Below are 25,777 nucleotides of genomic sequence, written 5' to 3' on the forward strand. Positions count from 1 at the left end.
CCCTTGTACGGTGACTCTGCGCTTGTACGACACCGCGACCCGATCCGTCCGGGACTTCGTCCCGCTGACGCCCGGTCAGGTCGGGATCTACCAGTGTGGTCTCACCGTGCAGTCGAGCCCGCACATCGGCCACCTGCGGTCCGGGATCAACTATGACATTCTTCGACGCTGGCTGCTCCACACCAACTTCGAGGTCACCCTCGTCCGCAACGTGACCGACATCGACGACAAGATCCTCGACAAGTCGGTCGCGTCCGGCCGGCCGTTCTGGGCCCTCGCGTACGAAAACCGGCTGGCTCTCGACGCGAGCTACCGCGCGCTGAACGTTCTGCCGCCGACCTACGAGCCGCTCGCGACCGGTCACATCCCCGAGATGCACGAGCTGATCACCGAGCTGGTCGAGCGCGGGCGGGCCTACCCGGCGGCGGGTGGGTCGGGCGACGTCTACTTCTCCGTCCCGTCATACCCGGAGTACGGAGCACTGTCCGGCCAGGACCCGGACGACATGCGCCCGCCGACCGACGGCGGCGAGCCGGACAAGCGCGACTATCGTGACTTCGCCCTGTGGAAGGGTGCCAAGGCCGACGAACCGAAGGACGCGGCGTGGCCTTCGCCGTGGGGCCGCGGGCGCCCCGGCTGGCACATCGAGTGCTCCGCGATGGTCCGCCGCTACCTGGGAGCCGAGTTCGACATTCACGGTGGCGGCCTCGACCTGACGTTCCCGCACCACGAGAACGAGCTGGCCCAGTCCCGGTCGGCCGGCCTGCCGTTCGCCCGGTACTGGGTGCACAACGCCCTGCTCAATCTGGGCGAGGCGAAGATGAGCAAGTCGCTGGGCAACGTCATCGACCTGGCCGCGGTGCAGGCCATGGGCATCCGGCCGGTCGAGCTGCGCTACTACATGGGCACGCCGCACTACCGCTCGCGCATCGACTACTCCGACGAGGCGCTGCGCGAGGCCGCGGTGGCCTACCGGCGCGTCGAAGGCTTCGTGAAGCGGGCCGCCGAGGTGGTCGGCCCGGGCCGGCCCAAGGACGTGCCGCCGTCGTTCGCCGCCGCGATGAACGACGACCTCAACACCTCGGCCGCGCTGGCCGTCGTGCACGACACGATCCGCGAGGGCAACACCGCGCTGGCGGCCGGCGACGAGGCCGGCATCCGGGGCGCGCTCACCGCGGTCCGGGCCATGCTCGGCGTGCTCGGCCTCGACCCGTTCGACGCCGCGTGGCGTGGCAAGGAAGACAAGGCCGACCTCAAGCCGGTCGTCGACGCGCTGGTCAAGCTGGCGCTCGAGCAGCGGGCGCAGGCCCGCACACGTAAGGACTGGGCGGCCGCCGACGCGGTCCGCGACCAGCTCAAGAACGCGGGAGTTCAGGTGGAGGACACTCCGGCCGGGCCGCGATGGACGGTAGGAGAGCAGCACTGATGCCAGGAAATTCGCGTAACGCCAGCAAGCGGGTCACGTCCAAGAAGACCGCGGTCCGCGGTACGGGTGGCAAGAACCGCGACAGCCTCAAGGGTCGCGGCAAAACCCTGCCCGCCGACGAGCGGCCGTGGCACAAGGGCTACTCGGGCACCGAGCAACTGCCCGACAAGACCGCCCGTAAGCAGGACAAGGAACGCCGTCAGGCGGCGGCACAGGGACGCGCGCCCAAGGTCGGCCAGCCGGGCAGCAAGGACACCACCTGGGGCCGCGGCGGTGGCCGGGCGACCGGACGCACGATGCAGCAGCAGCGCGGCGGCAAACTGCCCAACCGCGGCCCGCGCGTCGCCCCCGGCCGCAAGTCCAACCCGACCCGGGAAGGCCCCGAGCTGCTGCTCGGCCGAAACCCGGTGGTCGAGGCGCTGCGCGCTCTGGTTCCCGCGACCGCTCTCTACGTGGCCCAGGGCATCGACGTCGACGACCGCGTGACGGAGATCGTCCGTACGGCCGGCGACCGCGGCATCCCGATCCTCGAGATCAGCCGCAACGAGCTCGACCGGATGACCGGCGGCGTGCTCCACCAGGGCATCGGCCTGCAGATCCCGCCGTTCGCCTACGAGGACTTCAACGACCTGCTCGCCGCCGCGCTGGAGCAGACGGCGCCGTTGCTGGTCGCCCTGGACGGCATCACCGACCCCCGCAACGTGGGCGCGGTCATCCGGTCGGTGGCGGCGTTCGGCGCCCACGGCATCTTCCTGCCCGAGCGCCGCGCCGCCGGCATCACGGCCACGGCCTGGCGCACCAGCGCCGGCGCCGCGGCCCGGGTCCCCGTATCCCAGGTGGTCAACATGACCAGGTCGATCAAGGAGGCCCAGAAGGCCGGCTTCACCGCCGTCGGGCTAGACGCCGACGGCGAGACCGACCTCTACGAGCTGGAGGCCGCGGTCGGTCCTCTGCTGGTGGTGGTCGGCTCCGAGGGGCGCGGCCTCTCCCGCCTGGTCGGCGAGACCTGCGACCTGCGGGTCCGCATCCCGATGGCCGCAGACGTCGAGTCCCTCAACGCCAGCGTCGCCGCCGCGGTGACCCTGGCCGAGGTAACCCGCCGCCGTCTCTACACGTAAACCGCGCCCCGTAAGCCGCCCCGGAAGCACATCTTCGGGGCGGCTTTTCGGTTCCCGGCCGTGGGTCAGACGATGGCGACCGCCTTCACTCGCAAGAACTCGGCGATGCCCTCGGGTCCGCCTTCCTTGCCGAATCCGCTGATGCCGAGGCCGCCGAACGGGCGCCGCGCGTGGACGTTGGGGGCGCCCCCGATCATCGTGCCGCCGGCGACGAGCTGCTCGGCGACACGGTGCGCGCGGCGCAGGTTGTTGGTTTGCACGTACGAAGTGAGGCCGTACTTCGTCGAGTTGGCGATCTCGACAGCTTCCTTCTCATCCTCGAACGGCATCACCGCGAGCACCGGTCCGAACACCTCGGTCTGTGCCAACTCGGAGTCCGGGTCGACGTCGGCGAAGACCGTCGGCTGCAGGAAATAGCCGCCCTCGAAGCCGTCGACATTGACCCGGCCGCCGCCCGTGACGAGCTTGGCGCCGTCGCGCTCGGCGCGCTCGATCATCCCGAGGACGCGGTCGACCGCGGCGGCGTTGATGACTGGCCCGATGTCGGTCGTGGGGTCCCACGGGTCGCCGACCTTGATCGCCTCCGCGGTCTCGATGACGCCGCGGAGGACCTGGTCGTACACCGAGCGTTGTACGAGCATGCGAGTGGGGAACCCGCAACCCTGTCCGGCTTGCAGGCCAAGAACGCGCAGCGTGCCGTACTTGATAGCGCTCTCGAGGTCGGCGTCCTCGAAGACGAGGTTCGCCGATTTGCCGCCGAGCTCCATCACCACCGGCTTGATGTGCTCGGCGCAGGACCGCAAGATCGCACGCGCCGTCGCCGGCCCACCGGTAAACGTGATCTTCTGGACCTTGGGGTGCTCGACCAGCCGCGACGACGCCTCGACCGAACCGGGCACGACATTGATGACGCCGGCCGGAAAGCCGGCGACTTCGGCGAGTTCGCCGAACAGCTCGGGCGCGAAGGGCGTGAATTCAGACGGCTTGATGATGACGGTGTTGCCGGCGGCCAGCGCCGCCGGGACCTTCATCGCGATCGACGCCAGCGGCGCGTTCCATGTGGTGATCGCGCCGATCACGCCGTACGGCTGAGCCAACGTGTATCCGAACTCGCCGTCGGGGCCGAACGCCGTGGCGACGCGACCCTCGATCTTGTCGGCGAAACCGGCGTAGTAGCGGATCCACTCCGGCGCGAGCTGGAACGCCAGTTCGGCGGTACGAACCGGGGTGCCGTTGTCGAGCACCGTGCGGCGGATGAGCTCGTCATGGTGCTCCTCGAGCAGATCGGCGAGCCGCAACAGCAGCCCGGCACGCTGCGCGGGGCGGACGTTTTTCCATTCGTGGAAAGCGTCGTCGGCCAAGGCGACCGCCTCGTCCACCTCGGCTCGGCCGGCCATCGGGATTGTCGCGTCGACTTCGCCGCTGGTCGGATCGACGTGGTCGTAGGTCCCGCCGGAGCCGGTCGGGCGGGCGACGGACCCGATGCGGATATGAACGGGAGGACGTGTCCTGTCGACTGGATAAGTGGACATCAATTCCTTCTTCCGGCTTGGTGAAAGCGGGATTTTCGGCCGACCGGCGCCTCCATCCAAGCTCTCGGGGCCCTGGCCATCTAGCACGATTCGCGCTGCTTCTTGCACAATCGGCTCAGCTGCCCGCCGGGCGTTGCGCGATCCTTTCGCGCCTGAAGGCAGGCGCGGGTTTGTGCTGTACTGGCGACGTGTCTGCGGAGGAGCTTCGTGAACTGCTGCAACGGCATGCGCGTCCCGATTTGAGCACTGCGATCGACGGTGTCCGGGTCTGCGCGGCCGACCGCACTGTCTCGCCGGGCTCCTCAATGTCCGGCACGGTGCTGGCGGTCGTCGCTCAGGGTTCCAAGCGTCTGGCAGTGGGCGACCACATCTACGAGTACGGCGCCGGTCAGTACCTCATCGCCTCGGTCGACCTCCCGGTGACAGGCCAGTACGTCGATGCGGTCCCGGGCCGCCCCGCACTCGGTTTCGGCATGACCCTCGAGCCCGCTGTCATCGCGGAGCTGCTGTTGGAGGCCGGCCCGGGGGATCTGCCGATGTCGCCGGGCGTCGTACGGCCGGGAATCGCCGTGACCGAGGCCCCAGGAGAACTGCTCGACGCCATCGTGCGACTACTGCGACTGCTTGACCGGCCGAGAGACCGGAAGGTCCTGGTCCCACTGGTCAAGCGGGAAATTCTCTGGCTGTTGATGACCGGGGAACAGGGTGACGTCGTCCGTCAGCTGGGTCTGGCCGACAGCAGCCTGGCGCACATCAGGCGTGCCGTGCAGTGGATCCGGGAAAATTACCGTCGGCCGTTCCGGGTGGAGGAAGTAGCGCAACTCTCGGGGATGAGCGTCTCCGCCTTCCACAAGAACTTCCAGGCGGTGACGGCGATGTCCCCCATCCAGTTTCAGAAGCACCTCCGGCTGCAGGCGGCGAGGTTGCTGTTGGCGAGCCGTCCGAACGACATCACCGGCGTCGGCCAGAAGGTCGGATACGACAATCCGTCGCAGTTCAGCCGGGAGTACCGGCGCCAGTTCGGTGTTCCGCCCAGCGTTGATGCGGCGCGTATCCGTGGCGGGGCCGCTTCGGCCGCCGCAGCGCTGCCGTGAACCAGCGCGAGCCAAGAGGATCGTGCAACCACACGACACCATTACGCTAGCCCGCTTGTCGCGGCCGGCCTGTAATTGGGGATATCGGAAGGCGCTACGGATTCCGCCACTGCGGTGCCGGATGGCCCCATCCGAGTAGTCCGCATCTCCGGTTACCCATCGCATAACCGCCGGTGCGTCGACCCGGATCCAGCCGCGAACCAGAGCAGGAGTTCCACATTCATGCCAAAAAACTTGATCAATAAGATCTACATCGACGGCGAGTTCGTCACCCCGCACGGCACGGAACTCTTCGACCTGCACAATCCGTCCACCGGGCAGGTGATCGGCCAGGTTCGGCTCGCCGACGAAGCGGATGCCGAGGCCGCTATCGCAGCGGCGAAGCGTGCGCTGCCGGCGTGGTCCGCGACTTCGCGAGAGGAACGGATCGACGCGCTGCGCCGGCTTCGTGACGCAGCTGCCGCGCGCCTGGAGGATCTCCGGGAAGCCGTCGTGGTGGAGTACGGCGGCCCCGTGCGCAACTCCTACCTGGTCGATTCGATCGTTGGCGCGTTCGGCGACATGATCAAAACATTGGAGAACTTCGAGTTCACCCGGCAGGCCGGCAACGCGATCGTGGAGATGGCACCGATCGGTGTTGCCGCCCTGATCATGCCGTGGAACTCCGACGCGTTCTTCATCTGCGACAAACTCGCGACCGCATTGGCCGCCGGCTGCACCGCCGTCATCAAGCCGAGCGAGATGAGCGCGACGCAAACTCAGATCCTCACCGAGGCACTACACGCGGCCGGACTGCCCAACGGGGTGTTCAACGTCGTGACCGGCCGTGGCGAGGTCCTCGGCCCCACCATCAACCGGCACCCCGACATCGCCAAGATCTCATTCACCGGCTCCACTGAAGTCGGAAAGACCATCATGCGCGAGGCGTCCGGCACCTTGAAGAGCTTGACGCTCGAACTCGGCGGCAAGTCTCCGTCGATCATCCTCGACGACTCGGACCTCGAGGAGGCCTTGACCGGCGCGCTGCGGGCCGGATTCGTGAACAGCGGGCAGGCCTGCGTCGCCGGCACTCGCATCCTTGTCCAGGAGAACCATCTCGACGATGTCCTAGCACTTATCACTAAGAAGGTGGAGACCGATTACCTCGTCGGCGACCCCCGCGACCCCGCGACCGCCATTGGCCCGATGGTGAGCGAGCGGCAGGCGGAACGTGTGCGGTCCTACATCCACCGTGGTATCGAGGAAGGCGCCCGAGTCGTCGTCGGCGGGCCCGATCGCCCCGACGAACTCCCCGACGGGTACTACGTGCGGCCGACGGTGTTCGCCGACGTCAGCAACGACATGACGATCGCCCGTGAGGAAATCTTCGGACCGGTACTGACAGTCATCACCTACCGGGACGAGGACCAAGCCGTCGAGATCGCCAACGACACCACCTTCGGCCTGCACGCCTACGTGTTCTCCGGCGACCTCGCGCGAGCGCGCCGTATCGCGTCCCGTCTGGAGGTGGGCCGAGTGTCAGTCAACGGCGGTTTCGAACAACTGTCGCCGTTCGGCGGCTTCAAGCAGTCCGGGCTCGGACGGGAGTACGGCAGTTTCGGGCTTGAGGGCTTCCTGGAGCCCAGGTCGATAATGCTCTGACCGGCGGCGGTCGGGCGCTAGCCGCCGCGGGTCGCCGGCCCGCCGTAGTCGCGCACGATGGTGGTGGCCATGGTCATGGTGGACGGGGACGCGCGGAGCACCTCATCGTCGCGGAAGCTGAACGCGAACAGGCCCTCCGAGACCAGTTTCGCCAGTGCGTCCGGTGTGAACGTCCCCTGTAGATCGGCCTGATAGCTCGGCACTCGCCCCCGGTACGGGCTGAAATAGGCCACCATCACCGGCCCGTACCGGCCGAGCGTGGCGACCATCTGCCGGATCTGCTCGGCGTTGCCCTCCGGGACGAAGGCGTTGAAGCTCTGGAAGTCGGAGGCGGTCATCGCCTCGACGAAGTACTGGAACATCGAGCGGCCCGCGCCGTTCCGGGGTTCGTCGTACGAGGCGATCCAGCCGTCCCAGTTCAGCCCGACCTTCGCGTTCGGCGCCTGTTTGTGGAAGATGTCGAGAACCTGGAAGTACCGGTCCTTGAGCGCCAGGTAGTACGCGGTGGTGGCGGGGTCGGAGAGGTAGCCGTCGTTGGCGCACGTGAGCTTCTGCAGGCCGTGGAACATCGAGACGTAGAGCGGTGGTCCGTTGGCGGGACCGGCGAACGCGCGGGCCAGCCGGGTCATGTCGGTCAGGAAGTCCTGCTCCAGCGGGTATTGCTGCCCGCACGCGCGGCCGTACTTGGTGTCGATCGAGACGCCCGGCTTGTCCGGGCCGACGATCAGGTGGACGGCCCGCCCGGAGGCGTAGATCCGCGGGATCACGTCGTCTTTCCAGTTCACGTACTGTTCGAGCTGGTATTCCCCGTGATACCAGACGCTGACCATGCCGATGCCCGCGGACATGAGCGGCGACTTGTTGGCCGAGATCGGGTCAGGGCCGAGTCCGAAAAGGATTTTGGGCGACCGGGCCGTGGGCGGGGCCATCAGGGTCGCCGGGGACGTCGAGTGCACCGCCGGGACCGATGACCCGGAAACCGACAGCAGCAGGACCGCCAGACCGGCGGCGAGCAGGGCGCGGGTCCAGCCCCGATCAGAACGGGGCGCGCGCGCCGGCGCGGCGGGCGGCCGGCGCGGCGGACCGCCGGCCGTTTCCGACAGCAGGGTCTGGTAGATCTCCTGCAGGCGCCGGCCCGGCTCGGCACCGAAACGGTCGAGCAGCACCACCCGTACCTGCTCGTAGCTGGCCAGCGCGTCGACCTGCCAGCCCGCCGCACGCTGGGCCAGCAGCAGCCGCTCCCACCCCGGTTCCCGTACGGCGTCCTCGGCGAGCGCCGCTCGCAGCAGGAGGATGACCTGGGTCGCGTCCCCGCGCCGCAGCAGCGCGTCGGCCAGGCAGTAGCGGGCCGTCCACCGGACCTCGTCCAGGTGCCGGGCGGTGACCACGTCGACGATGTCGTCGTCGGGCGCCCCGCGCCACAGCGACAACGCCCGCCGCTGCAGGGCGACGGCGTCGTCGGTGCGGCCCTCGCCGAACGCGGTGACACCCGAGGTCACCAAGGACTCGACCAGTTCCAGGTCGAGCTCGCCGGGACGTACGGTCAGCCGGTACGCCCCGCGGCGCCCGGCCAGACGTTCCCCGTCGGCGCCGGGCGGGAGGATCTTGCGGAGCTGATGTACGTACGTCTTGAGGCTGCCACTCACCGAGCTCGGGTAATCGTCGGAGCTCCACAGTGCCTCGGCCAGCTCGTCGGCCGACACCCAGGCGTTCCGGCGGCGCAGCAGCACGGCCAGCAGGTCGCGGCGCTTGCCGGGGGCCATGGCCTGCGGCAGCCCGTCCGGGTTGGTGACGGTGAGCGGGCCGAGCGCCACGAAAACCGGCACCGCCCGCACGTTTTCCTCTGACACGACCACTCCACCCATCGACATCGACGGATTCCACAGTAGGGCACCGGCGCCCCCTGCTGACCTGCCGATTCACCGTGGATTGACCGCACGGGCGTGGTCGTGTTCCCGGTTCGGGGGTCGTGTGCCGACCGCCGCGGGGCCCCTAGCGTGCGGGGAAACACTCCCACGGAGGGCTCATGAAATCCTTCAGACAACCGGTCGCCGCCGTAGCCTGCGGTCTGCTGGTCGCGACCGCCGCCGCGGCGACCGCCCGGGCGGCCACGGCCGCGGGCGCCCGTACGGGCACGGTGGTCAGCTCCTGCGCCAACCCGCTGCTCGAGCGCGACACCACCGGCTGGGGCGCGCACACCAACGGCGCCGCGGGGTCGCGCGTTGCCGTGTCCGCGCACGTGGTCGCCAAATACGCCTACGTGCAGCCGTCGTCGAACGGCGCCGACCCCGAGATGTACCTGCCGCAGAAGGACGTCGCCGCCGGCGAGCAATGGCGTTTGGCGATGGACACCTGGGCGTACGGCCCGGCCACCGCGGTGACCGCGCGCATGCAGGTCGACTGGTACGGAAGCGGTAGCGCGTACATAGGACACACGAACGGTCCGGAGGTGCCGGTGACCGCGGGCAGCACCGAGCACTGGACCCGGATCGCGGGCGACTTCACGGCACCGGCCGGGGCCACCCGGGCCAACGTCACCGCCCGGCTCGCCGCCCCGGCCGGCATGTCGTGGGCCGCGACGGCCTGCGACTACCAGCCGGTGAGCATTGCTTCTACGCCGCCGACCACCACCCCACCCGATCAGGACACCGCGGCCGGCCGTCTCGGCTGGGGCACCCCGCTGACGGCCGCCTCCGACGAGTTCAACTACGGCAGCGCGGCGGCGCCGGCGGTCCCGGACCCGGCGAAGTGGTCGCTGCCGGGTGACGGCAGCGCCTGCTGGAACGGCCACGCCGCCGGCCTGCGGTGCGGCAAGAACACCCGGGTGACCGGCACCTATGTGCGCGAGACCGGCGAGGCCGACGGCGACAGCGGCTGGCTGGGGTCGAAGACGTCGCTGAAGTACGGGCGCTGGGAGATCCGGGCCCGCTCGCAGGCGACCGGGGCGGACAACGGCAACGAGTATCACCCGGTCGCGCTGCTCTGGCCGGACTCGGGCACGTGGCCGGACGACGGCGAGTACGACTACATGGAGAACAGCGCGCCGGGCGAGCAGTGCGCCGTGGCATTCATGCACTACCCGCAGCACGACCAGAAGCAGGAGAAGGCCGAGAAGTGCGGCGTGGACCTCACCCAGTGGCACAACTTCGGCTTCGAGTGGACCGGCAACCATGTCACCGGCTACCTCGACGGCGTCCAGTGGTTCACCTTCGACCAGGGGTGCATCCAGTGCCCGCCCGGGCCGATGTACCAGACGTTCCAGCTCGACGACTTCGACGGCACCAACCAGCAACCGGCCACTTTCGACGTCGACTGGACCCGGGTCTACCCGATTCCGGGCCTCACCCAGGTCAGCTGACGACCGGGCCGGTCAGCACGTCCTCCGGCCCCACGAGCCCGTCCTCGAGGGCGCGGGCCAGCAGGTCGGCCTTGGTCGGCAGCACGTAGCCGACCGCGGCGTACTTGGCCCGGATCCGCTTGATGTACATGTCCACCGTATGCGGCGAGACCCCCATCCGGCGGGCGACCGACGCCTTGGTCATCGACCGCAGCCACCACGCCAGAGCCATCCGCTCCCGGTCCGACAGCCGGGGCGCGGATGGCCGCGGCATGAGCATCGCGTCGCCGCCGGCGACCGCCACGATCGCTTCGATCAGGTGCCGCCGGTGGCGGCTCTGCGGCACGACGGCTTCGACCCCGTACGCCATGAGCCGGCCGGCCGCCTCGGCCGAGGTCACCGGGCTGAACGCCACCACGCGTTCCCCCGGCGCGACCGAGGCGCCGTCGTAGGCCGGGTCCCGGACGACGACGTTCGCCGCGGTCCCGGCTCCGACCGGCACGAATCGCCGGTCGCCGCGCAACCACCCGCGCACCCCGTCCGCGACCACCGGCGGCAGTCCGCGCACCCCGACCCGGATCACAGAACCCATGACGTTCCCCCTCGTGCCGTCCGCTGCTTTCGGCCGAGGATCGGCACGACGGTCATTGCGAGGTCAGATCGCGGTGAAAGCGCAGGTCAGGACGGCGCGAGGCCTCGTCATCCGCGCTTGTGCAGACTCGTGAGCAGCGCCGCGCCGGCAATCGCGCCGATGCCGCCGACGAGCAGGGGCACCTCGGCCGCGACCTGGTCGACGAGGATCCCGCCCACGATCGCACCGAGCGAGATCGCGATGTTGCAGATCGTGACGATTACCCCGCCGATCTGTTCCAGCCGCTCCGGCTCGGTTCGGGCGCCCCAGCTCAGCACCGTTGTGGGCACGCCGCCGAAGCCGAAGCCCCACACCACGGCGGCGATGAACAGGCCGGCCGTCGTACCGCCACTGACATACATGACGAGCATTCCGACCCCCAGCACGGCGGGGAACAGGAACGCGCCGGTACGCGGCGAGTGGTCGGCCAAGGGCCCGGCGAGCGCCGTACCGAGGAAGTTGGCGATGCCGAACACCAGAAGCAGCGCGGCGAAGCCGTCGGCGCCCATTCCGGACATGCTCTCCGCGGCCGGCCGGATGTAGGTGAATCCGCTGAAGTGGCCGCCGAAGATCAGCAGGATGGCGGACAGCCCGGCCAGGACGACGCCGGAACGCAGTACCGAACCGAGGGCGCGGAGCCCGCTCGTTCCGGCGGGCGTGAGGTGCGGCAGAGTCGCCGCCTGTACGGCCAGAGCAACCCCCGCGACACCGGAGCCGAGCAGGAACACGCCCCGCCACCCCCAGACGTGGCCCAGCCAGGCGCCGACCGGTACGGCCGCCACCGTGGCCGCCGCGACGCCGGAGTTGATCAGCGTCAGGGCCCGGCCGAGATGCTGGGACGGCACCAGATGCGCGGCCATCGCGGTGGCCATCGCCCAGAATCCGCCGAGCGCGACACCGAGCAGGAGCCGCGCGGCCAGCAGGACGTACAGGTTCGGCGCCGCGGCGACGGCGAGGTTGGAGACGACGGCGAGCAGCGTGAGGCCGATCTTCACCCGCCGCCGGTCGGCCCGGGGCAGGACGACCGAGATGAGCAGCGCCGACAGGGCGCCGGCGAACGCGGTCACGGTCACCGCCTGCCCGGCCGCGCCGGCCGACACATGGAGATCGCCGGCGATGCTCGGAAGCAGGCTGGCCGGCAGGAACTCCGACATGACGATGGCGAAGATCCCCAGGCTCAGCGAGAGGACGCCGGCCCAGGAGGGCGGACGCTCCGTGGCCGGCGCCTCGGCCGGCATGGTCGTGTTGGTCAAGATTCCACCTTGGTCGTCGTGGTCGGCTTCGAATTCGGACGCTAGGCGCGCCCGACCGGCCGCCCCAGAGCCCTGAAGAGCCGGGGGTCCAGCAGGACCCCCGGAGACCGCCCGGCCCGGCCATACGATGGATCGGTGAGCGAGAAACCGAACACTCTCGGCGCGTTTCTGAGCGCCCGGCGGGCGCGAGTGACACCGGAGCAGGCCGGCATCCCGGACACGGGCGTGCGGCGGGTGCCGGGTTTACGGCGCGAGGAGGTCGCGATGCTCGCCGGCATCAGCGCGGACTACTACCTCCGCCTGGAGCGGGGCCGCGATCGTCACCCGTCCGTTCAGGTGCTCGAATCGATCGCCCGGGTGCTCCGGCTCGACGACGAGCATCTGGCCCACCTTCTGACGCTGGTCGCGGACGCTCCCCGCAAGCGCGCACGCCGACCCCGCAAGGAGGTCGTTCCGGCCGGCGCGCTCAAACTGCTCGACTCGCTGGTCCAGCCCGCGTTCATCGAGGGGCGCTACTTCGACATCCTGGCCTCGAACAGCCTCGCCCGAGCCCTCTCGCCCGGCCTGACCGAGGGCGGCAATCAGCTGAGAGATCTGTTCCTGAGCCCGGCCGAGCAGGCCTACTACCCGGACTGGGCGGCCATGACGGAATGCTACGTGGCGAGCCTGCGCCAGGCCGTGGGCACCGACATCGAAAATCCCCGGTTCATCGAGCTGACCGGGGAGCTCTCGCTGGGCAGCGCCCATTTCCGCCGGCTCTGGGCGCGCCACGAGGTGCGGGCCCAGGTCGGAACGACGATCCGGTTCAACCACCCGCAGGTCGGGGAACTCGTGCTCAACCGGGAACGGCTGGCCATCGGCGGATCGGACGGCCTGATGCTCGTCCTCTATCACCCGGACGCCGGGTCGGCCGACGACGAGAAACTGGCCCTGCTGGCCTCGGCCGGGCTGCCCGTAGCTCAGCCGGCGCACCGATAAGAACCGGGTAGCCTCGCGGTCATGGCCGACCCCGATTCGTTCGACGCCGTGCTGTTCGACTGCGACGGAGTTCTCGTCGACTCGGAGAGCATCACGAACGGGGTGCTCCGGACGATGCTTCAGGAGCTGGGCTGGCAGATCAGCGCCGACGACTGCTTCCGGCTCTTCGTCGGGCGGGCGCTCAAGGACGAGACTGCGATCATCACCGCCCACACGGGCTTCGTGGTCACCGAGGAATGGCTGCTCGACTTCCGCCTCCGCCGCAACGCCGCCCTGGAGGCGTCGCTGGAGCCCATTCCCGGGGCGGTGGCCGCGGTCCACGAGATCGACAAGTTGACCGGCGGCATGATTGCCTGTGCCAGCGGCGCCGACCTCGGCAAGGTGCGGCTGCAGCTTCACAAGGTGGGCCTGGACGAGGTCTTCGCCGGCAAGATGTTCAGCGGCATGGACCAGCCCCGCAGCAAGCCCGCTCCCGACGTCTACCTGGCCGCGGCGGCCTCGCTGGGCATCGACCCCGCCCGGGCCGCCGTCGTCGAGGACACGGTTCCCGGGGTGACCGCGGGCGTGGCCGCCGGTGCCACCGTCTTCGGCTTCTGTCCGCCGGACAGCCCCGCTCACCACCCGCCCAAGGTGCTGCTGGACGCCGGCGCCAGCCATGTCTTCACGGCGATGGCCGATCTCCCGGCCCTGGTCGGCGCACCGGACGACGCCGTCCGGCGATGAGCTGCCGCCGGGCCCGGCGGCAGCGGACAGTTTCCACGGAAACGCGCCAAAAACGGAGCCCCCGGTCGGGGTCGAACCGACGACCTCCCGTTTACAAGACGGGTGCTCTGGCCAACTGAGCTACAGGGGCGTGGGGATCAGCATAACGTCCTGTTTCTCGGCGGCCTGCTTGGCAGGTCACGTAAAAAGCTTTACGTTTACAGCGCTGTTCCTCCACTCGGATCGTCCGGCACGTTCCTGCCGGTGGAAAGAAAGTTGGTTCAACCATGGCCACCGTTACTTACGACCATGCCTCCCGGATCTATGCGGGCTCTGAGCGTCCGGCTGTCAACGAGCTCAGCCTGGAGATCGGTGACGGGGAGTTCCTCGTTCTGGTCGGCCCCTCCGGTTGCGGCAAGTCGACCAGCCTGCGCATGCTCGCCGGCCTTGAAGATGTCGACAAGGGCCGCATCCTGATCGAGGGCAAGGACGTCACCAACCTGCCTCCGAAGTCCCGCGACATCGCGATGGTCTTCCAGAACTACGCTCTGTACCCGCACATGTCGGTGTACGAGAACATGGCGTTCGCGCTGAAGCTGCGTAAGACCTCGAAGGCGGAGATCGACCGCCGGGTGAAGGAGGCGGCGGCGCTTCTGCAGCTCGAGGAATACCTCTCGCGGAAGCCGAAGGCCCTCTCCGGTGGTCAGCGTCAGCGTGTGGCGATGGGTCGCGCGATCGTGCGTGAGCCGCAGGTCTTCCTCATGGACGAGCCGCTGTCGAACCTGGACGCGAAGCTCCGGGTGCAGACCCGCTCGCAGATCGCGACGCTCCAGGCCAAGCTGGGTGTCACAACGGTTTACGTGACGCACGACCAGGTCGAGGCCATGACGATGGGTCACCGCGTGGCGGTGCTCCTCGACGGTGAGCTGCAGCAGGTCGACACCCCGCGTGCGCTGTACGACACGCCCGGCAACGTTTTCGTCGCCGGCTTCATGGGTTCGCCGGCCATGAACCTCAAGACGGTTCCGCTGACCGAGACGGGCGCCACGTTCGGCGCTCTGGACGTTCCGCTGACCCGCGAGCAGGTCGCGGCGGCGCAGAGCGGCGACGGCAAGGTCACGGTCGGTTTCCGCCCGGAGGCGGCCGACCTGGTGTCGGAGTCGACGAACTCGCTGCCGGTCGTGGTCGACCTGGTCGAGGACCTCGGTTCGGACGCGAACGTGTACGGGCACGCGGCGCTGGACGGCGGTTCGGAGCGGTTCGTGGTGCGGACCGACCGGCGCAACATGCCGAGCATGGGCGAGACGGTTTACATCCGGCCGCAGACGAGCTCCATCCACCTGTTCAACGCCACATCCGGCCAGCGCATCTGAGTTCCGGCATTACGGAAACGGGCGGCCCTTTCGGGTCGCCCGTTTTTATTTTGCGAACTTGAGGATGACGAAGTCTTTGTCGCCGACACACGCGATGACCGACTTGTTCCAGGAGCAGGTGTCGGTGCGGACGTCGTTGAGCGGCCCGAGTTGCACCGGCTGGTCGCCGAGATGCTGGCCGGCGAGGGCCGGGTCGTCGGAGTAGCCGGAGAGCGGCTTCGCGAACTGCAGCAGGTTGCCGCCGTCGAGCCGGGCCGCGGCGCCGCCGTTGGCCCAGACAGTTTTGCCGTTGCCGTTGAGCAGCGTGGTCTGGGACTGGTTGTCGACGAGCAGTGCCGGCCCGACCGGCACCAGGCCGTCGACGCCGGCGAGCGGGCGTTTCCAGATCCGGCCGCCTTTGTCGAGGTCGACGGCGGTGACCACGTCGGTTTTCGAGTCGTAACCGGCGTCTTCCACGAAACAGATCTTCTTCGTTCCGCACGGGGCGAGGTGGCTGAGGTGGCCGTTCTCGCCCTGCGCCGTGTAGAGCACCTTGGGTTCGCCGAGCTTGCCCAGGTCGTACGAGACGATCCGCTGGGTGCCCTCGGACTGCCGGACGATCAACCGCCCGTCGTTGGCGACCACTTCGTCGTCGGTGCCGGCCACGCCGGGCGTCCCGGTCACCACCGTGCCGGCTTCCGCGTCGACCACCCGGGCCGACCGGTCCGCGCTGACCTGCACGATGCGGGTGTCGTCGCCGGTGTCGGGGTCGAGCGGCCGCCCCTTCACGGTGGCCGGGCCGCTCAGGTCTTTCGTCGTGGTGGCCAAGAAGACCGCGGTCGAGCCGTAGTCGGTTTTCGGGTTGGCGAGCCGCCACTTCGGTGTGCCGTCGCTCTGCCGCAACCCGATCAGCTGGTGCCCGGCATTGTCGGCGAGCACCGCGACGTCACCGACGTAGTAGACGTAGTCGTTGCTGCCTATCGTGCGTGACCAGGCGGAATGCCCGTCCTTGCCGCGGAGCACAACCAGCCGGCGCTGGCTGTTGAGATCACTCCCGGACAGCAGCGCCACCCCGTCGGCGAGCGCGGTCATCGACTCCCATCGATCAGCCTGGCCACCTTCGGCGCTGCTCCAGACAACCGGCTTCTTCCCGCCGCCGGCGTCGGCGGCGACGACGCCGATGCGGCCGTCGTCCGAGCTCGCAAAATAGACCCGGTCACCGCGCACCTCGGCGTCCGCGAACGAATAGCTCAGGGGGACGGCCGCCGGCACATGCCCGACCACACTCAGCGTCTGATAGTCGAGCCCGCGATAGCCGGGCCAGAAGTACCAGACCGAAACCCCGCCGACGATCAGCAGGACGGCAACGGCGCCGGCGATGAGGACGTACGCCCTCCGGCGCGCTTTTCCGCGCTCGTTTCCGGCCGGCGCCTCCGGGTGATGCAGCGAGGGCGCCGCCGGTGAGGTGGGGAACAGCCCGTGCCCACCGGCCGCGATCGCGGCCGCCTCGCCGGTCGCCCAGGGGTCGACCGGCTCGGCATAGACCCGGTCGTCGTGCTGGGCGGCCGCTCGTGGTGCTGGTGCCGGGCGAGCCGGGCCTTCCGGTGCCTTGGGCGCTGCTGCCGCCGCGCGGCCGGGCGGGTTGCCAGGCGCTGCTGCTGGCTGGTCCGCTGGTGTCCTTGGCGCTGTCGCGGGGCCACCCAATGGGGTTTGCGGTGGGGCGGGGTGACCCGCGGGGGTTTGTGCCGCTACTGGGTAGCCGGCTGGGATCTTCGGGGCTGCCGCCGGGGGGTCTGCGCTTTCGGCGGCTGTCGCTGGGAGTCTCATGTTCTCGCCGGGTGTGGGTGGGCCAGCCTCCGGGGCGCGGCCGTTCGGGCTCGCGTTGCCTGACGCTGCGGGACCGCTCGGTCGCCCTTCACCGGCGGAAATGCCGTTGCTGCCCGGCATGGTCGGCGTGATGGGCGCACTGTCGGCCCGGGTATCGGTGATCGGCGGTGGCTCATTGGGCACCGTCCGCGGAGTCGGCGTCGGGGTGGCCGCGGTGCCCACGCCGACCGCGAATTGCACCGGCCTCGCCGGATTGCCGCTTCCGGCCCCTTCCGTAGGCCGGGAGTGACCCGCCCGTCCGGCATGCATGTCAGGGCCCGGTTGGGTGGGGGCCGTCCTATCGAAAGGGGCTCCCGGAGCAACCGGGTGGGTGATGCCTGCTTGCGTAGCGTCGGCTGCCTGCGTTGACAAGGCAGCGCCTGCCGCCGGAGAAAGCTGGCTGGGGATGGCTGCTTGTGCGGCGGCCGGCGAGGGGATGCTCGCGGGGGTGGGGGCGGGCCGCTGCGTTGGTGCGGTTGTGGTGGGTGGAGGGATCAGGGTGGCGCCTTCGGCTACCGGGAATTCGGGCTGCTCGAGGATGGTCGGGGCGATGCCCAGCGTGCTGTGCAGGAGGCGGGCGACCAGCGGGACGCGGGAGGCGCCGCCGACCAGGAACAGGGCGGCCAGGTCGGGTGGGGTGAGGCCGGCTGCGGCGATGGTGGCGCGGGTTTCCGCCACCGCGCGGTCGGTCAAGGGGGCGGCTGCGGCCTCGAGTTCGTCGCGGGTGAGGTTGGCCGCCTGCTCTACGCCGGGGACCGGGACCGGAGCGTACGAGGTGCGCGACAGCATCTCCTTGGCGCCGCGGACGCTCTGGAAGAACTCGCGCCGTGCCCGCCACTGGGCCAGCGTCACCGGGGCGTTCAGGGTGCGCCACGCCTGCGGCTCGCTGCCCGACAACGACTTTCCCAAGTGTTCGACCAGGGCCGCGTCGAGGTCGAGGCCGCCCAGGTTGTCGTCGCCGCCGGAGGCGGTCACCGCGAAGTGGTCGCCGTCGTTGCGGGCCACCGCCACGTCCAGGGTGCCGCCGCCGAAGTCGAAGACGGCCAGTGAGGCGCCGACCGGCACCGAGCGGCCGAGCACCTCGGTGAAGTAGTGCGCTGCCGCTACCGGCTCGGGGGCCAGCCGGGTGTCGCGGGGCCAGCCCGCCCGGGCCAGCGCCTCGGCCAGGACCTCCCGGCGCGGCGCGGACCAGCTTGCCGGATAGGTCAGGACGGCCGGCGGCAGGAACCCGGCCGTGGCGACCGCCTCCCGTGCGACCGCACCGAGCACCGCCGCCAGCAGGTCGGCGACCGGGACCTCGGTGTCGCCCAGCAGCACGGAATCTTCGTCGATGTGGCGCTTGGGATGGGGTTCGAGCCGGCCCGGATCGGCGTGCCCGAGCCGCAGCGCGTCCGGCCCGACGTGCAGCCGGCCGGTGGTGTCGAGATAGACGGCGGACGGCAGCAGTGGCCGCCCGTCGAACAGCAGCGGCCGGGTGCGACCGTCGGGCCGCCGCAGCATCGCGACAGTGTGAGAGGTGCCCAGATCGACGCCGAGCAACATGCCGCTCACCCTTCCGCCCCATCCGTCTCGGCCGACACTCTACGGGCCGACCAGGGTGACCGGGCGGGCCCGCCCGGCGGCGGCGCGCGGAGGGTGGGCAGCGACGGCGCCCGGCGGAGTGGCCGGGGCGGGTGGGACGGCCCCGTATCTCTTCCGGAGTCGGCGGCGGGCCGTCCGGCCGGACCACGTCCTAGATTGGCCCCATGCGGATTGAGCGGGTCACCGACGTCGCGGCGGTGTTGCGGGGGGCCGATCTCTTCGATTCGCCGCCGCTGCCGGCGGCTACCGAGAAGTTTCTGGCCGCGCCGGGGCATCATCTGCTGTTCGCCTACGACGATGCGGGGCGGCCGGTCGGGATGATCTCGGGGGTGGAGATGACCCATCCCGACAAGGGCACCGAGATGTTCATCTACGAGCTGGGGGTGGCGCCGGCGGCTCGGTTGCAGGGGGTCGGCTCGGGTCTGGTGGCGGCGCTGGCCGAGGTTGCGCGGGCGAGCGGCTGCTACGGCATGTGGGTGGGCACCGAGACCGACAACGAGGCGGCGCTGGCCACCTACCGGCGGGCGGGTTCCGGCGAGGAGACTACGTTCGTGCTGCTCAACTGGGATCTGGTGGAAAATGTCTAGCCCGGTGCGCAGCTGGATCAGCCCGATGCGGGCGCGGTCAACATTGGAGCCGCATCGGGCGTCGACGTCGCTCGAGGCGTTCTTCGACCTGTGTTTCGTGGTGGCGGTGGCGGCGGCCGGCGGGCCACTGCACCACAGCATCGCCGAGGGTCACGTGGCGTTCGGGGTGGGGCATTTCCTGCTGGTGTTCTTCGCGATCTGGTGGGCCTGGATGAATTTCACCTGGTTCGCCTCGGCGTACGACACCGACGACGACGTCTACCGGATCACGACGCTGGTGCAGATCGCGGGCGCGCTGGTGCTGGCGGCGGGGATCGAGCCGGCGTTCGACCGGGGCGACTTCACGGTTGTCACGACCGGTTACGTGATCATGCGGTTGGCGCTGGTCGGGCAGTGGTTGCGTGCGGCCCGGGCCGACCGGGAGCGGCGGCCGGTGGCGTTGCGGTACGCGATCGGCGTGGCCGTCGTGCAGGTGCTCTGGCTGCTGCGGCTGCTGCTGCCGGACGGCCTGCTGCTGGCGGCGTTCCTGCTGCTCGTGGTCGCGGAACTGCTGGTGCCGATCGGGGCTGAGCGGGGGCGGGGCGGCCCGACCACGTTCCACCCGCATCACATCGTCGAGCGATATGGCCTGTTCACCCTGATCGTGCTGGGTGAGACGGTGTCGGCGGCGACGCTGGCCGTGCGGGGTGCGCTCGATGAGGGCGGCCACGAGACGCGGCCGCTGCTCGAACTGGCGGTCGCCGGGCTGGTGATCGTGTTCGCACTGTGGTGGATCTACTTCGATCGCTCGGCCCACAACCTGCTGAACACGCTGCGCGGATCGATGATGTGGGGGTACGGCCACTACTTCATCTTCGCGTCGGCGGCCGCGGTCGGTGCGGGGCTGTCGGTGGCGGTCGATCACGCGGCCGGGTCGGCCGAGATCTCGGCGACGCTCAACGGGTACGCGGTGGCGGTGCCGGTCGCGGTCTATCTGTTCTTCGTGTGGTTGCTGCATCTGCGGCCGCATCAGAGCGGGGTGATGCTGGTCGTGTTCCCGGCCGGCACGGTGCTGATCCTGCTGGCGCCGCTCGGACCGGAGCCGATCAAGGTGATCGCCGGTGTCCTGGTCGTGCCGGTGGCCATTTCGGTGACGCTGGGGCGGAGGGTTCCCGACCCGGTGGGGTAGGTGCGGCCCGCCCCGGTAATCGGGGCGGGCCGAAATGTCCTACTTGTACTGCTGGTCGATGCCGGCCACCGGTCGGGTGTCGGGGGAGAAGGTGCGCTCGCTCGGGTCGATCGGCTCCTCGTGGAGGCGCGGGTCGGCGGGCCCGGAGGACGGGGTGGACGGGATCGACGGCGTGGAGGACGGGTCGGCCGCCGGCGTCGCGGCGGGCTTGGCCTTGTGGTGGCCGGAGATGGCCGGTGCGAGCACGGCCATGCCGCCGGCGGGCAGGCCGCTCAGGTCGGTGACGGACGGGATGCCCGCAGCGGACGGGATGCCCGGGGCCGACGGGATCGCCGGAGCGGACGGCGTGCCGGGGTCGGGCAGCAGTCCGCCGAGCATCGGCCTGCTTTCGGTTTCACCGACCGTGGGGCCGTCGAAGGAGGGCAGGTCGCCGAACGAGGGATCGAACGGCGACTGCGGCTGCCCGCTCGGCGACAGGCCGTCGAGCAGTGCAAAGCCGCCGAGCAGGCCGGCCCCGTCGTTGACCGAGGTCTGCGGCAGCAACGGCCCGGTGGCGTTGGCCGGGGGCTGGTCGCGGGCCGACCGCGGCAGCAGCGCCGGCGAGTTGTCTCCAGGCTGCACCTGGGTCAGCGGCCGGCTGCCGTCCAGCGGGACGGTCACGTGGAGGTTGTTGGTCGGGCGGCGTACGCGGTCGAGGCCGTTCGTGGTTTCCCGGGCCACGGACGAGGTCGCGGAAGAGGTCGCGGAAGAGGCCGCGGAAGAGGCCGCGGAAGAAGCGCCGCGCACCGAGTTGAGCGCGTAGCCGCCGGCCCCGGAGAGCAGGTCGCCGAACGGCGGCGCGACCGAGTTGCCGGGCAGCAGCTGGGGGGAGGTGGGCTGTTCGTCGGCCCGGGCAGGGGACGCGGCGAACAGGATGAGCCCGCTCGCTACCGCCGCTCCGGCGTACCACAACTTGAGCACTGATCTCCTCCAGAACAATTCGGGCGAAAGCATCGGAAGGGAAACGAGTGGCCCCGCCGAGGGGTTCCGGCCGACTACTCTCGCGGCGTGGGAACCGAACCGTCCAAGGAGGTCATGCGGCGGTCCCTGGTGGCCCGGCTGCGCGAGCGCAACGGTGACTCCCGCGCGCATTTCGTGGTGTGCGGATCCGATGCGCTGGTCTATACGCTCGCCGAGGAACTGGCCAACGCGGGGCCCGGCATCCGGCTCACGGTGATCACGCCTCCCGAGGTCAAGCCGGACGTGCCCGACTTCGGCGACCTGCGCGCCCGGGGTGTGCGCGTGATCCACGCCGAGCGCCTCGACGAGCGGGCGTTCCGCGACGCCGGCCTGGCCGGTGCGGCCGCGCTCGCCCTGGTCATGCCCGACGACATGGTCAATCTGCACGCGGCGCTCTGCGCCCGCGCGGTCGAGGGCGACCTCCGCCTCGTGGTGCGGATGTTCAACACCAGCCTGGGGCACGGCGTGAAGAAGCTCTTCGCCGACTGCGCCGTGATGTCGGACGCCGCGATGGCCGCACCCGCCTTCGTCGCGTCGGCCCTGGGCGAGGTGGCGCCCACCCACTTCCGTCATGCCGGGCGCACGCTCTACGTCGCACGTCGCGGTGACGTGGCGGCCGACGAGATCGTTCTGACCCTGGCCACGAAGGCCAGCGTCCTCCCGAACCCGGGCCAGGAGGCCGGAACCGACCTGGTCCTGGCCGAGGGGCCGGGCCGCAACAACGCGCAGGCCGTCACCGCTCGCCGCCTCGCCCGCACCGGCCGCCGGCGGCGGAGCCTGCTCGGCGCGGGCCGGGCGATCCGGGCCGGCCTGAGCCGCAAGCTCGGCATCGCGGTGCTCGCCACCGTCGCGATCACCGCGCTGGCCGGCAGTCTGCTGGCCCACCTGACCGACGTGCAGGGGCTCTGGCGGTCGATCTACGTCTCGCTGCTGACCGCGATCGGATCATCCGATGTGGAGCCCGGCCGGTCGGCGCTCGCCCAGGCCGCCCAACTGGTGCTGGCCATCTCCGGTGTCGCGCTGCTTCCGTTGATCACCGCCGCGGTGGTCGACGGCGTGGTACGGACCCGGCTGGCGATGAACAGCAACAAGATACACAGTGTCCACGCCGACCACATCGTGCTGGTCGGTCTGGGTAACGTCGGCACCCGTGTGCTGCGCCAGCTGACCGACCTCGGCGTCGACGTGGTGGCGATCGACAAGCGGCCGGATGCCCGCGGCGCGCACGCGGCCGAGCAGCTCGGCGTGCCGCTGATCGTGGCCGACGCGTCCCGCGAGGAGACGCTGCACGAGGCCTCGATCGAGACCTGCAAGGCGTTGGTCGTGCTGTCCACGGACGACGCGGTCAACCTGCAGGCGGCCCTGCACGCGCGGGCGGTCCGGCCCGATCTGCGGGTGGTGCTGCGGCTGTTCGACGACGACTTCGCCCGCCGGGTGCAGGACGCCTTCAATATCAACATCTCACGGAGCGTCTCCCGCCTGTGTGCGCCCGCGTTCGCCGCCGCGATGCTGGAGCGCGAGGTGCTCGCGACGATCCCGGTCGACCGGCACGCGCTGCTGGTCGCCGCGGTCAAGGTGCTGGGAGGATCGGAGCTCGACGGCGCCCCGCTCGGGCGGGCCGACCGCCCCGAGAGCGCCCGGGTGATCGCGATGTCGCAGGCCGGCTCGGAGTGGGTCGACTGGACCGCCGACCACCGCCGGGTGCTCGCGGCGGGCGACGAGGTCGTGGTGGTGGCCCGCCGCGCGGGCCTGCGGCGGCTGGTCGAGCAGGCGACACCGCCGCTAGAGCAGCCCCGCCTCGACCCCGCTCAGTGACTCGACCGTCGTGCCCAGCACGGCCTGCTCGTCGGGCTTGTTGGCCAGGATGTCGTTGAGGTACGACTGCACGGCCGGTGCCATGCCGACGTCGCGTCCGGCCTGCTCGGAGAGCAACCACTTGTGCTGGATGATCTGGGTGAAGATCTCCTGCGGCTCGAGCTTGTTGCGCATGCCGGCCGGCACCGCCCGCACGACCGGTTCGAAGACCTCGGTCAGCCAGCGGTGGGCCGCCTGCTGCTCGTCGGTGAGGTCGCTCTCGGCCCGATAGGTGTCGAGGTCGTTGAGCAGCTGCCGGGCCTGGTTCTCCTCGGCGTCGAGGCCGGTCAGCCGCAGCAACCGGCGGGTGTGATAGCCCGCGTCGACGACCTTGGGCCGCACCCGGATGCCGCCGTCCACCGTGGACATGTCGACCTCGGCCACGTCGAACCCGAGCTCGTTGAGCCGCCGGATGCGCCGCTCGATGTCGTGCCGGGCGTCGCGGGACGGCACCTCCTGCTCGTACGTCACCTCGTGCCACAGCCGGTCGTAGCGCGCCACGATGTCGTCGACCACCGCCTCGGGGTCGATCGACTCGTGCAGGAGTTCGGCCGCCTGCAGGTCGAGGCACTCGCCGAAGATGTTGAGCCGGAGGATCTCGATGTCCTCGCTGCGCTGGCCCTCGGAGAGTTTCGGATAGAGGTTGCCGGTCTCGGCGTCGACCAGGTAGGCCGCGAACGCGCCGGCGTCGCGCCGGAACAGCGTGTTGGACAGCGAGCAGTCGCCCCACGAGAACCCGGTCAGGTGCATGCGCACGATCAGTGCGGCGAGCGCGTCGAGCAGCCGGTTCATCGTTTCCGGGCGCAGCACGTGGGAGAAGAGCGCGCGGTAGGGCAGCGAGAACTGCAGGTGCCGGGTGATCAGCACGGTCTCGAGCGCCTCACCGGAAGGATCTTGCCGGTCGGTGACGATGGCAACCGCTTCGACGGCCGGGAAGTCGATCCGTTCCAGGGCGCGGAGCAGGTCGTATTCCTTCTCCGCGATGCGCTCGCGGGTCTCCTTCAGGGCGTAGACGACGTCGTTGAGTTTGACGAACCGCACGATGTGCCGGGAGATGCCCTGCGGGAGGGCCACGAGGTGGTCCGCCGGCCACTCCTCGAGCGGGACGGCCCACGGCAGATCCAGCAGCGCCGGGTCGACGAGGGCGGAGGTGATTCGCACCGCCTAAGTGTGCCTGTTCGTGAGCGCGCGTCGCCGCCGCACGTGGCTCGTTACACACAAGCAAAGTCGCCGGAACAGTCGATCTGTCCCTGATATGACGCGAATGGCGGAAGCGAAATGCGACGTAAGACAGGCATTGTCCTGGGGGTGTGTGCCGCCCTGGTGCTCGCCGGTTCCTCCGGTGCGGCGGCGCTCAACTACGCCTCGGGCGACGGTAAGCCGGTCGGCACGTGGCAGGAACCGGACATTTCGCGCAAGCCGGTGGCCGCGGTCGCGAAGGCACCCGAGGTAGTTTCTCCGGCTCCGGGCGCGAAAGCGTCCGACCCGCCGGTCAAGGAAACCGGAAAGGTCAGCGCACCGGTCGCGGCCTCTTCCCGTACGACCGAAGCACTCCCCGAATCGGCAACGGTGGCCGACGGCGGCCGTCAGCGGGTCGGCGAGTTGCTGCACGTCGACAAGCTGCTTGGAAATCTCGCCGGGGGCCCGGAGACCGAGTCGTTCACCTACCCCGGGGCGTCGTACGTCAAGCTCCACTTCGACCGGATGGCGATGCTGCCCGGCGACTACGTGACCGTCTCGAACCCGTCGAAGACCGAGTCCTACCGCTACGACTCCACCTCGGCCACGGCTGACAAGTGGGCGATGTCGGTCACCGGTGACAGCGCCGTGCTGGAAATGCACCGGGCGGCCGGCAACGTCGTCAGCAACGTGCTCGGCAACCTCGGTGTCGGCGTCGACCAGGTCGCCAAGGGCTTCACCCGCCAGCAGCTCCAGGCCGAGCCCGAGGACCAGATGCTTCCGCCCACCCGCACCGGCAAGGAGGAGTCGGTCTGCGGCACCGACACCTCGAAGGACGCGGCCTGCTACAAGTCGTCCGACCCGGTCGCCTACACCAAGTCGAAGGCGATCGCCCGGCTCCTGATCAACGGCACCGAGCTGTGCACCGGCTGGCGCGTCGGCCCCAAGAACCGCATGCTCACCAACAACCACTGCTTCACCACGTCGGCCGAGGCCTACGACACCGAGGTGTGGTTCAACTACCAGTGCGCGACGTGCGGCGGCTACGACGTCTTCCAGCCGACCAAGGTGTGGGGCTCGCAGGTGCTGTCCACCGACCACACCTACGACTACACGCTCTTCTCGGTCGGCAACTTCGCGACGATCCAGAAGTTCGGCTATCTGGCCCTCGACACCGCGCGCCCGGCCAAGGGCCAGGAGCTCTACGTGCCGCAGCACCCGGCGGGCGAGCCGACCCGCATCGCCGGTTCGCTGGGCGAGAAGGCCGGCAACTGCTCGGTCATCGACCCCAACTACACCGGATACACGGCCGGCTCGGACGTCTCGTACCTCTGCGACACCGAGGGAGGCTCCTCCGGCTCCCCGGTGATCTCCCGCAAGACCAACAAGGTGGTGGCGCTGCACCACTTCGGCGGCTGTCCCAACTCGGGCGTCCGGGCCGACCTGCTCGCGGCCAAGCTCGCCAAGCTCCTCTAGTTT

The 25,777-nt window shown here is 69.9% G+C and carries 19 protein-coding genes and 1 tRNA gene; 12 read left to right on the forward strand and 8 right to left on the reverse strand.

Going from position 1 to position 25,777, the window contains the following annotated elements; genetic code table 11:
- The first annotated feature begins 10 nt into the window (after window positions 1-10).
- Together cysS and rlmB are read left to right on the forward strand one after the other, a co-directional pair.
- The gene (gene cysS / locus ACIA5C_RS26030; protein WP_396058965.1) at window positions 11-1,426 is read left to right on the forward strand and encodes a cysteine--tRNA ligase; all 1,416 of its coding nucleotides are present in this window, start codon (window positions 11-13) and stop codon (window positions 1,424-1,426) included.
- Window positions 1,426-2,544: a 23S rRNA (guanosine(2251)-2'-O)-methyltransferase RlmB gene (rlmB, locus tag ACIA5C_RS26035; RefSeq protein WP_396058967.1), complete on the forward strand. Its 1,119-nt coding sequence runs from the start codon at window positions 1,426-1,428 to the stop codon at window positions 2,542-2,544. The genes cysS and rlmB overlap by 1 nt, the downstream gene beginning before the upstream one ends.
- Window positions 2,545-2,609: 65 nt before the next feature.
- Here rlmB and ACIA5C_RS26040 read toward each other — a convergent pair whose 3' ends face one another.
- Window positions 2,610-4,184: an aldehyde dehydrogenase family protein gene (locus ACIA5C_RS26040; RefSeq protein ID WP_396058968.1), complete on the reverse strand. Its 1,575-nt coding sequence runs from the start codon at window positions 4,182-4,184 to the stop codon at window positions 2,610-2,612.
- A gap of 80 nt (window positions 4,185-4,264) precedes the next feature.
- On the opposite strand from ACIA5C_RS26040, the gene ACIA5C_RS26045 reads away from it, so the two are divergent.
- A complete protein-coding gene (locus tag ACIA5C_RS26045; RefSeq protein ID WP_396058970.1) occupies window positions 4,265-5,170 on the forward strand; it encodes an AraC family transcriptional regulator N-terminal domain-containing protein in 906 nt (301 codons plus the stop codon).
- Window positions 5,171-5,392: 222 nt separating this feature from the next.
- A complete protein-coding gene (locus ACIA5C_RS26050) occupies window positions 5,393-6,811 on the forward strand; it encodes an aldehyde dehydrogenase family protein (protein ID WP_396058972.1) in 1,419 nt (472 codons plus the stop codon).
- A gap of 17 nt (window positions 6,812-6,828) precedes the next feature.
- Here ACIA5C_RS26050 and ACIA5C_RS26055 read toward each other — a convergent pair whose 3' ends face one another.
- Window positions 6,829-8,661, reverse strand: a complete 1,833-nt coding sequence (locus ACIA5C_RS26055) for a BTAD domain-containing putative transcriptional regulator (RefSeq protein WP_396058974.1) — start codon at window positions 8,659-8,661, stop codon at window positions 6,829-6,831.
- 176 nt (window positions 8,662-8,837) lie between these two features.
- On the opposite strand from ACIA5C_RS26055, the gene ACIA5C_RS26060 reads away from it, so the two are divergent.
- On the forward strand, window positions 8,838-10,169 hold the full coding sequence (locus ACIA5C_RS26060) for a glycoside hydrolase family 16 protein (RefSeq protein ID WP_396058976.1): 1,332 nt from the start codon (window positions 8,838-8,840) through the stop codon (window positions 10,167-10,169).
- Here ACIA5C_RS26060 and ACIA5C_RS26065 read toward each other — a convergent pair.
- Both ACIA5C_RS26065 and ACIA5C_RS26070 read right to left on the reverse strand, forming a co-directional pair.
- Entirely contained in the window at window positions 10,162-10,740 is a 579-nt protein-coding gene (locus ACIA5C_RS26065) for a helix-turn-helix transcriptional regulator (protein ID WP_396058978.1), read from the reverse strand. The two genes, ACIA5C_RS26060 and ACIA5C_RS26065, sit on opposite strands and share 8 nt — an antisense overlap.
- A 107-nt stretch (window positions 10,741-10,847) precedes the next feature.
- On the reverse strand, window positions 10,848-12,032 hold the full coding sequence (locus ACIA5C_RS26070) for an MFS transporter (RefSeq protein WP_396058980.1): 1,185 nt from the start codon (window positions 12,030-12,032) through the stop codon (window positions 10,848-10,850).
- 135 nt (window positions 12,033-12,167) lie between these two features.
- Here ACIA5C_RS26070 and ACIA5C_RS26075 point away from each other — a divergent pair, with 135 nt between their 5' ends.
- Complete coding sequence (locus ACIA5C_RS26075) at window positions 12,168-13,010, forward strand: helix-turn-helix transcriptional regulator (RefSeq protein WP_396058982.1); 843 nt, start codon at window positions 12,168-12,170, stop codon at window positions 13,008-13,010.
- 21 nt (window positions 13,011-13,031) lie between these two features.
- On the forward strand, window positions 13,032-13,733 hold the full coding sequence (locus tag ACIA5C_RS26080) for an HAD family hydrolase (RefSeq protein ID WP_396058984.1): 702 nt from the start codon (window positions 13,032-13,034) through the stop codon (window positions 13,731-13,733).
- Window positions 13,734-13,789: 56 nt separating this feature from the next.
- Here ACIA5C_RS26080 and ACIA5C_RS26085 read toward each other — a convergent pair.
- A tRNA-Thr gene (locus tag ACIA5C_RS26085) sits at window positions 13,790-13,863 on the reverse strand.
- A gap of 136 nt (window positions 13,864-13,999) precedes the next feature.
- Here ACIA5C_RS26085 and ACIA5C_RS26090 point away from each other — a divergent pair.
- Window positions 14,000-15,085, forward strand: coding sequence for an ABC transporter ATP-binding protein (locus ACIA5C_RS26090; RefSeq protein WP_396058986.1), 1,086 nt, complete (start codon window positions 14,000-14,002; stop codon window positions 15,083-15,085).
- Between the two features lie 45 nt (window positions 15,086-15,130).
- On the opposite strand, the gene ACIA5C_RS26095 is transcribed toward ACIA5C_RS26090, so the two are convergent.
- A complete protein-coding gene (locus ACIA5C_RS26095) occupies window positions 15,131-18,472 on the reverse strand; it encodes an Hsp70 family protein (RefSeq protein ID WP_396058988.1) in 3,342 nt (1,113 codons plus the stop codon).
- A gap of 203 nt (window positions 18,473-18,675) precedes the next feature.
- Here ACIA5C_RS26095 and ACIA5C_RS26100 point away from each other — a divergent pair, with 203 nt between their 5' ends.
- A complete protein-coding gene (locus ACIA5C_RS26100; protein WP_396058990.1) occupies window positions 18,676-19,098 on the forward strand; it encodes a GNAT family N-acetyltransferase in 423 nt (140 codons plus the stop codon).
- Entirely contained in the window at window positions 19,091-20,266 is a 1,176-nt protein-coding gene (locus ACIA5C_RS26105; RefSeq protein ID WP_396058992.1) for a low temperature requirement protein A, read from the forward strand. Before ACIA5C_RS26100 ends, ACIA5C_RS26105 begins: the two co-directional genes overlap by 8 nt.
- Before the next feature lie 39 nt (window positions 20,267-20,305).
- Here ACIA5C_RS26105 and ACIA5C_RS26110 read toward each other — a convergent pair whose 3' ends face one another.
- A complete protein-coding gene (locus ACIA5C_RS26110; protein WP_396058994.1) occupies window positions 20,306-21,226 on the reverse strand; it encodes a hypothetical protein in 921 nt (306 codons plus the stop codon).
- An 87-nt stretch (window positions 21,227-21,313) separates the two neighbouring features.
- Between ACIA5C_RS26110 and ACIA5C_RS26115 the strand changes: the two genes are divergently transcribed.
- Window positions 21,314-23,080: an NAD-binding protein gene (locus tag ACIA5C_RS26115; protein ID WP_396058996.1), complete on the forward strand. Its 1,767-nt coding sequence runs from the start codon at window positions 21,314-21,316 to the stop codon at window positions 23,078-23,080.
- On the opposite strand, the gene ACIA5C_RS26120 is transcribed toward ACIA5C_RS26115, so the two are convergent.
- Window positions 23,048-24,280 carry a DUF4032 domain-containing protein gene (locus ACIA5C_RS26120; protein ID WP_396058998.1) on the reverse strand — a complete coding sequence of 411 codons (1,233 nt, stop codon included), beginning with the start codon at window positions 24,278-24,280 and terminating at the stop codon, window positions 23,048-23,050. The genes ACIA5C_RS26115 and ACIA5C_RS26120 overlap by 33 nt on opposite strands.
- 117 nt (window positions 24,281-24,397) lie before the next feature.
- Here ACIA5C_RS26120 and ACIA5C_RS26125 point away from each other — a divergent pair, with 117 nt between their 5' ends.
- Window positions 24,398-25,774, forward strand: a complete 1,377-nt coding sequence (locus ACIA5C_RS26125) for a trypsin-like serine peptidase (RefSeq protein ID WP_396059000.1) — start codon at window positions 24,398-24,400, stop codon at window positions 25,772-25,774.
- The last annotated feature ends 3 nt before the right edge of the window (window positions 25,775-25,777 follow it).

The sequence above is a fragment of the Actinoplanes sp. NPDC051343 genome, assembly GCF_044455125.1.
Classification (GTDB): Bacteria; Actinomycetota; Actinomycetes; order Mycobacteriales; family Micromonosporaceae; genus Actinoplanes.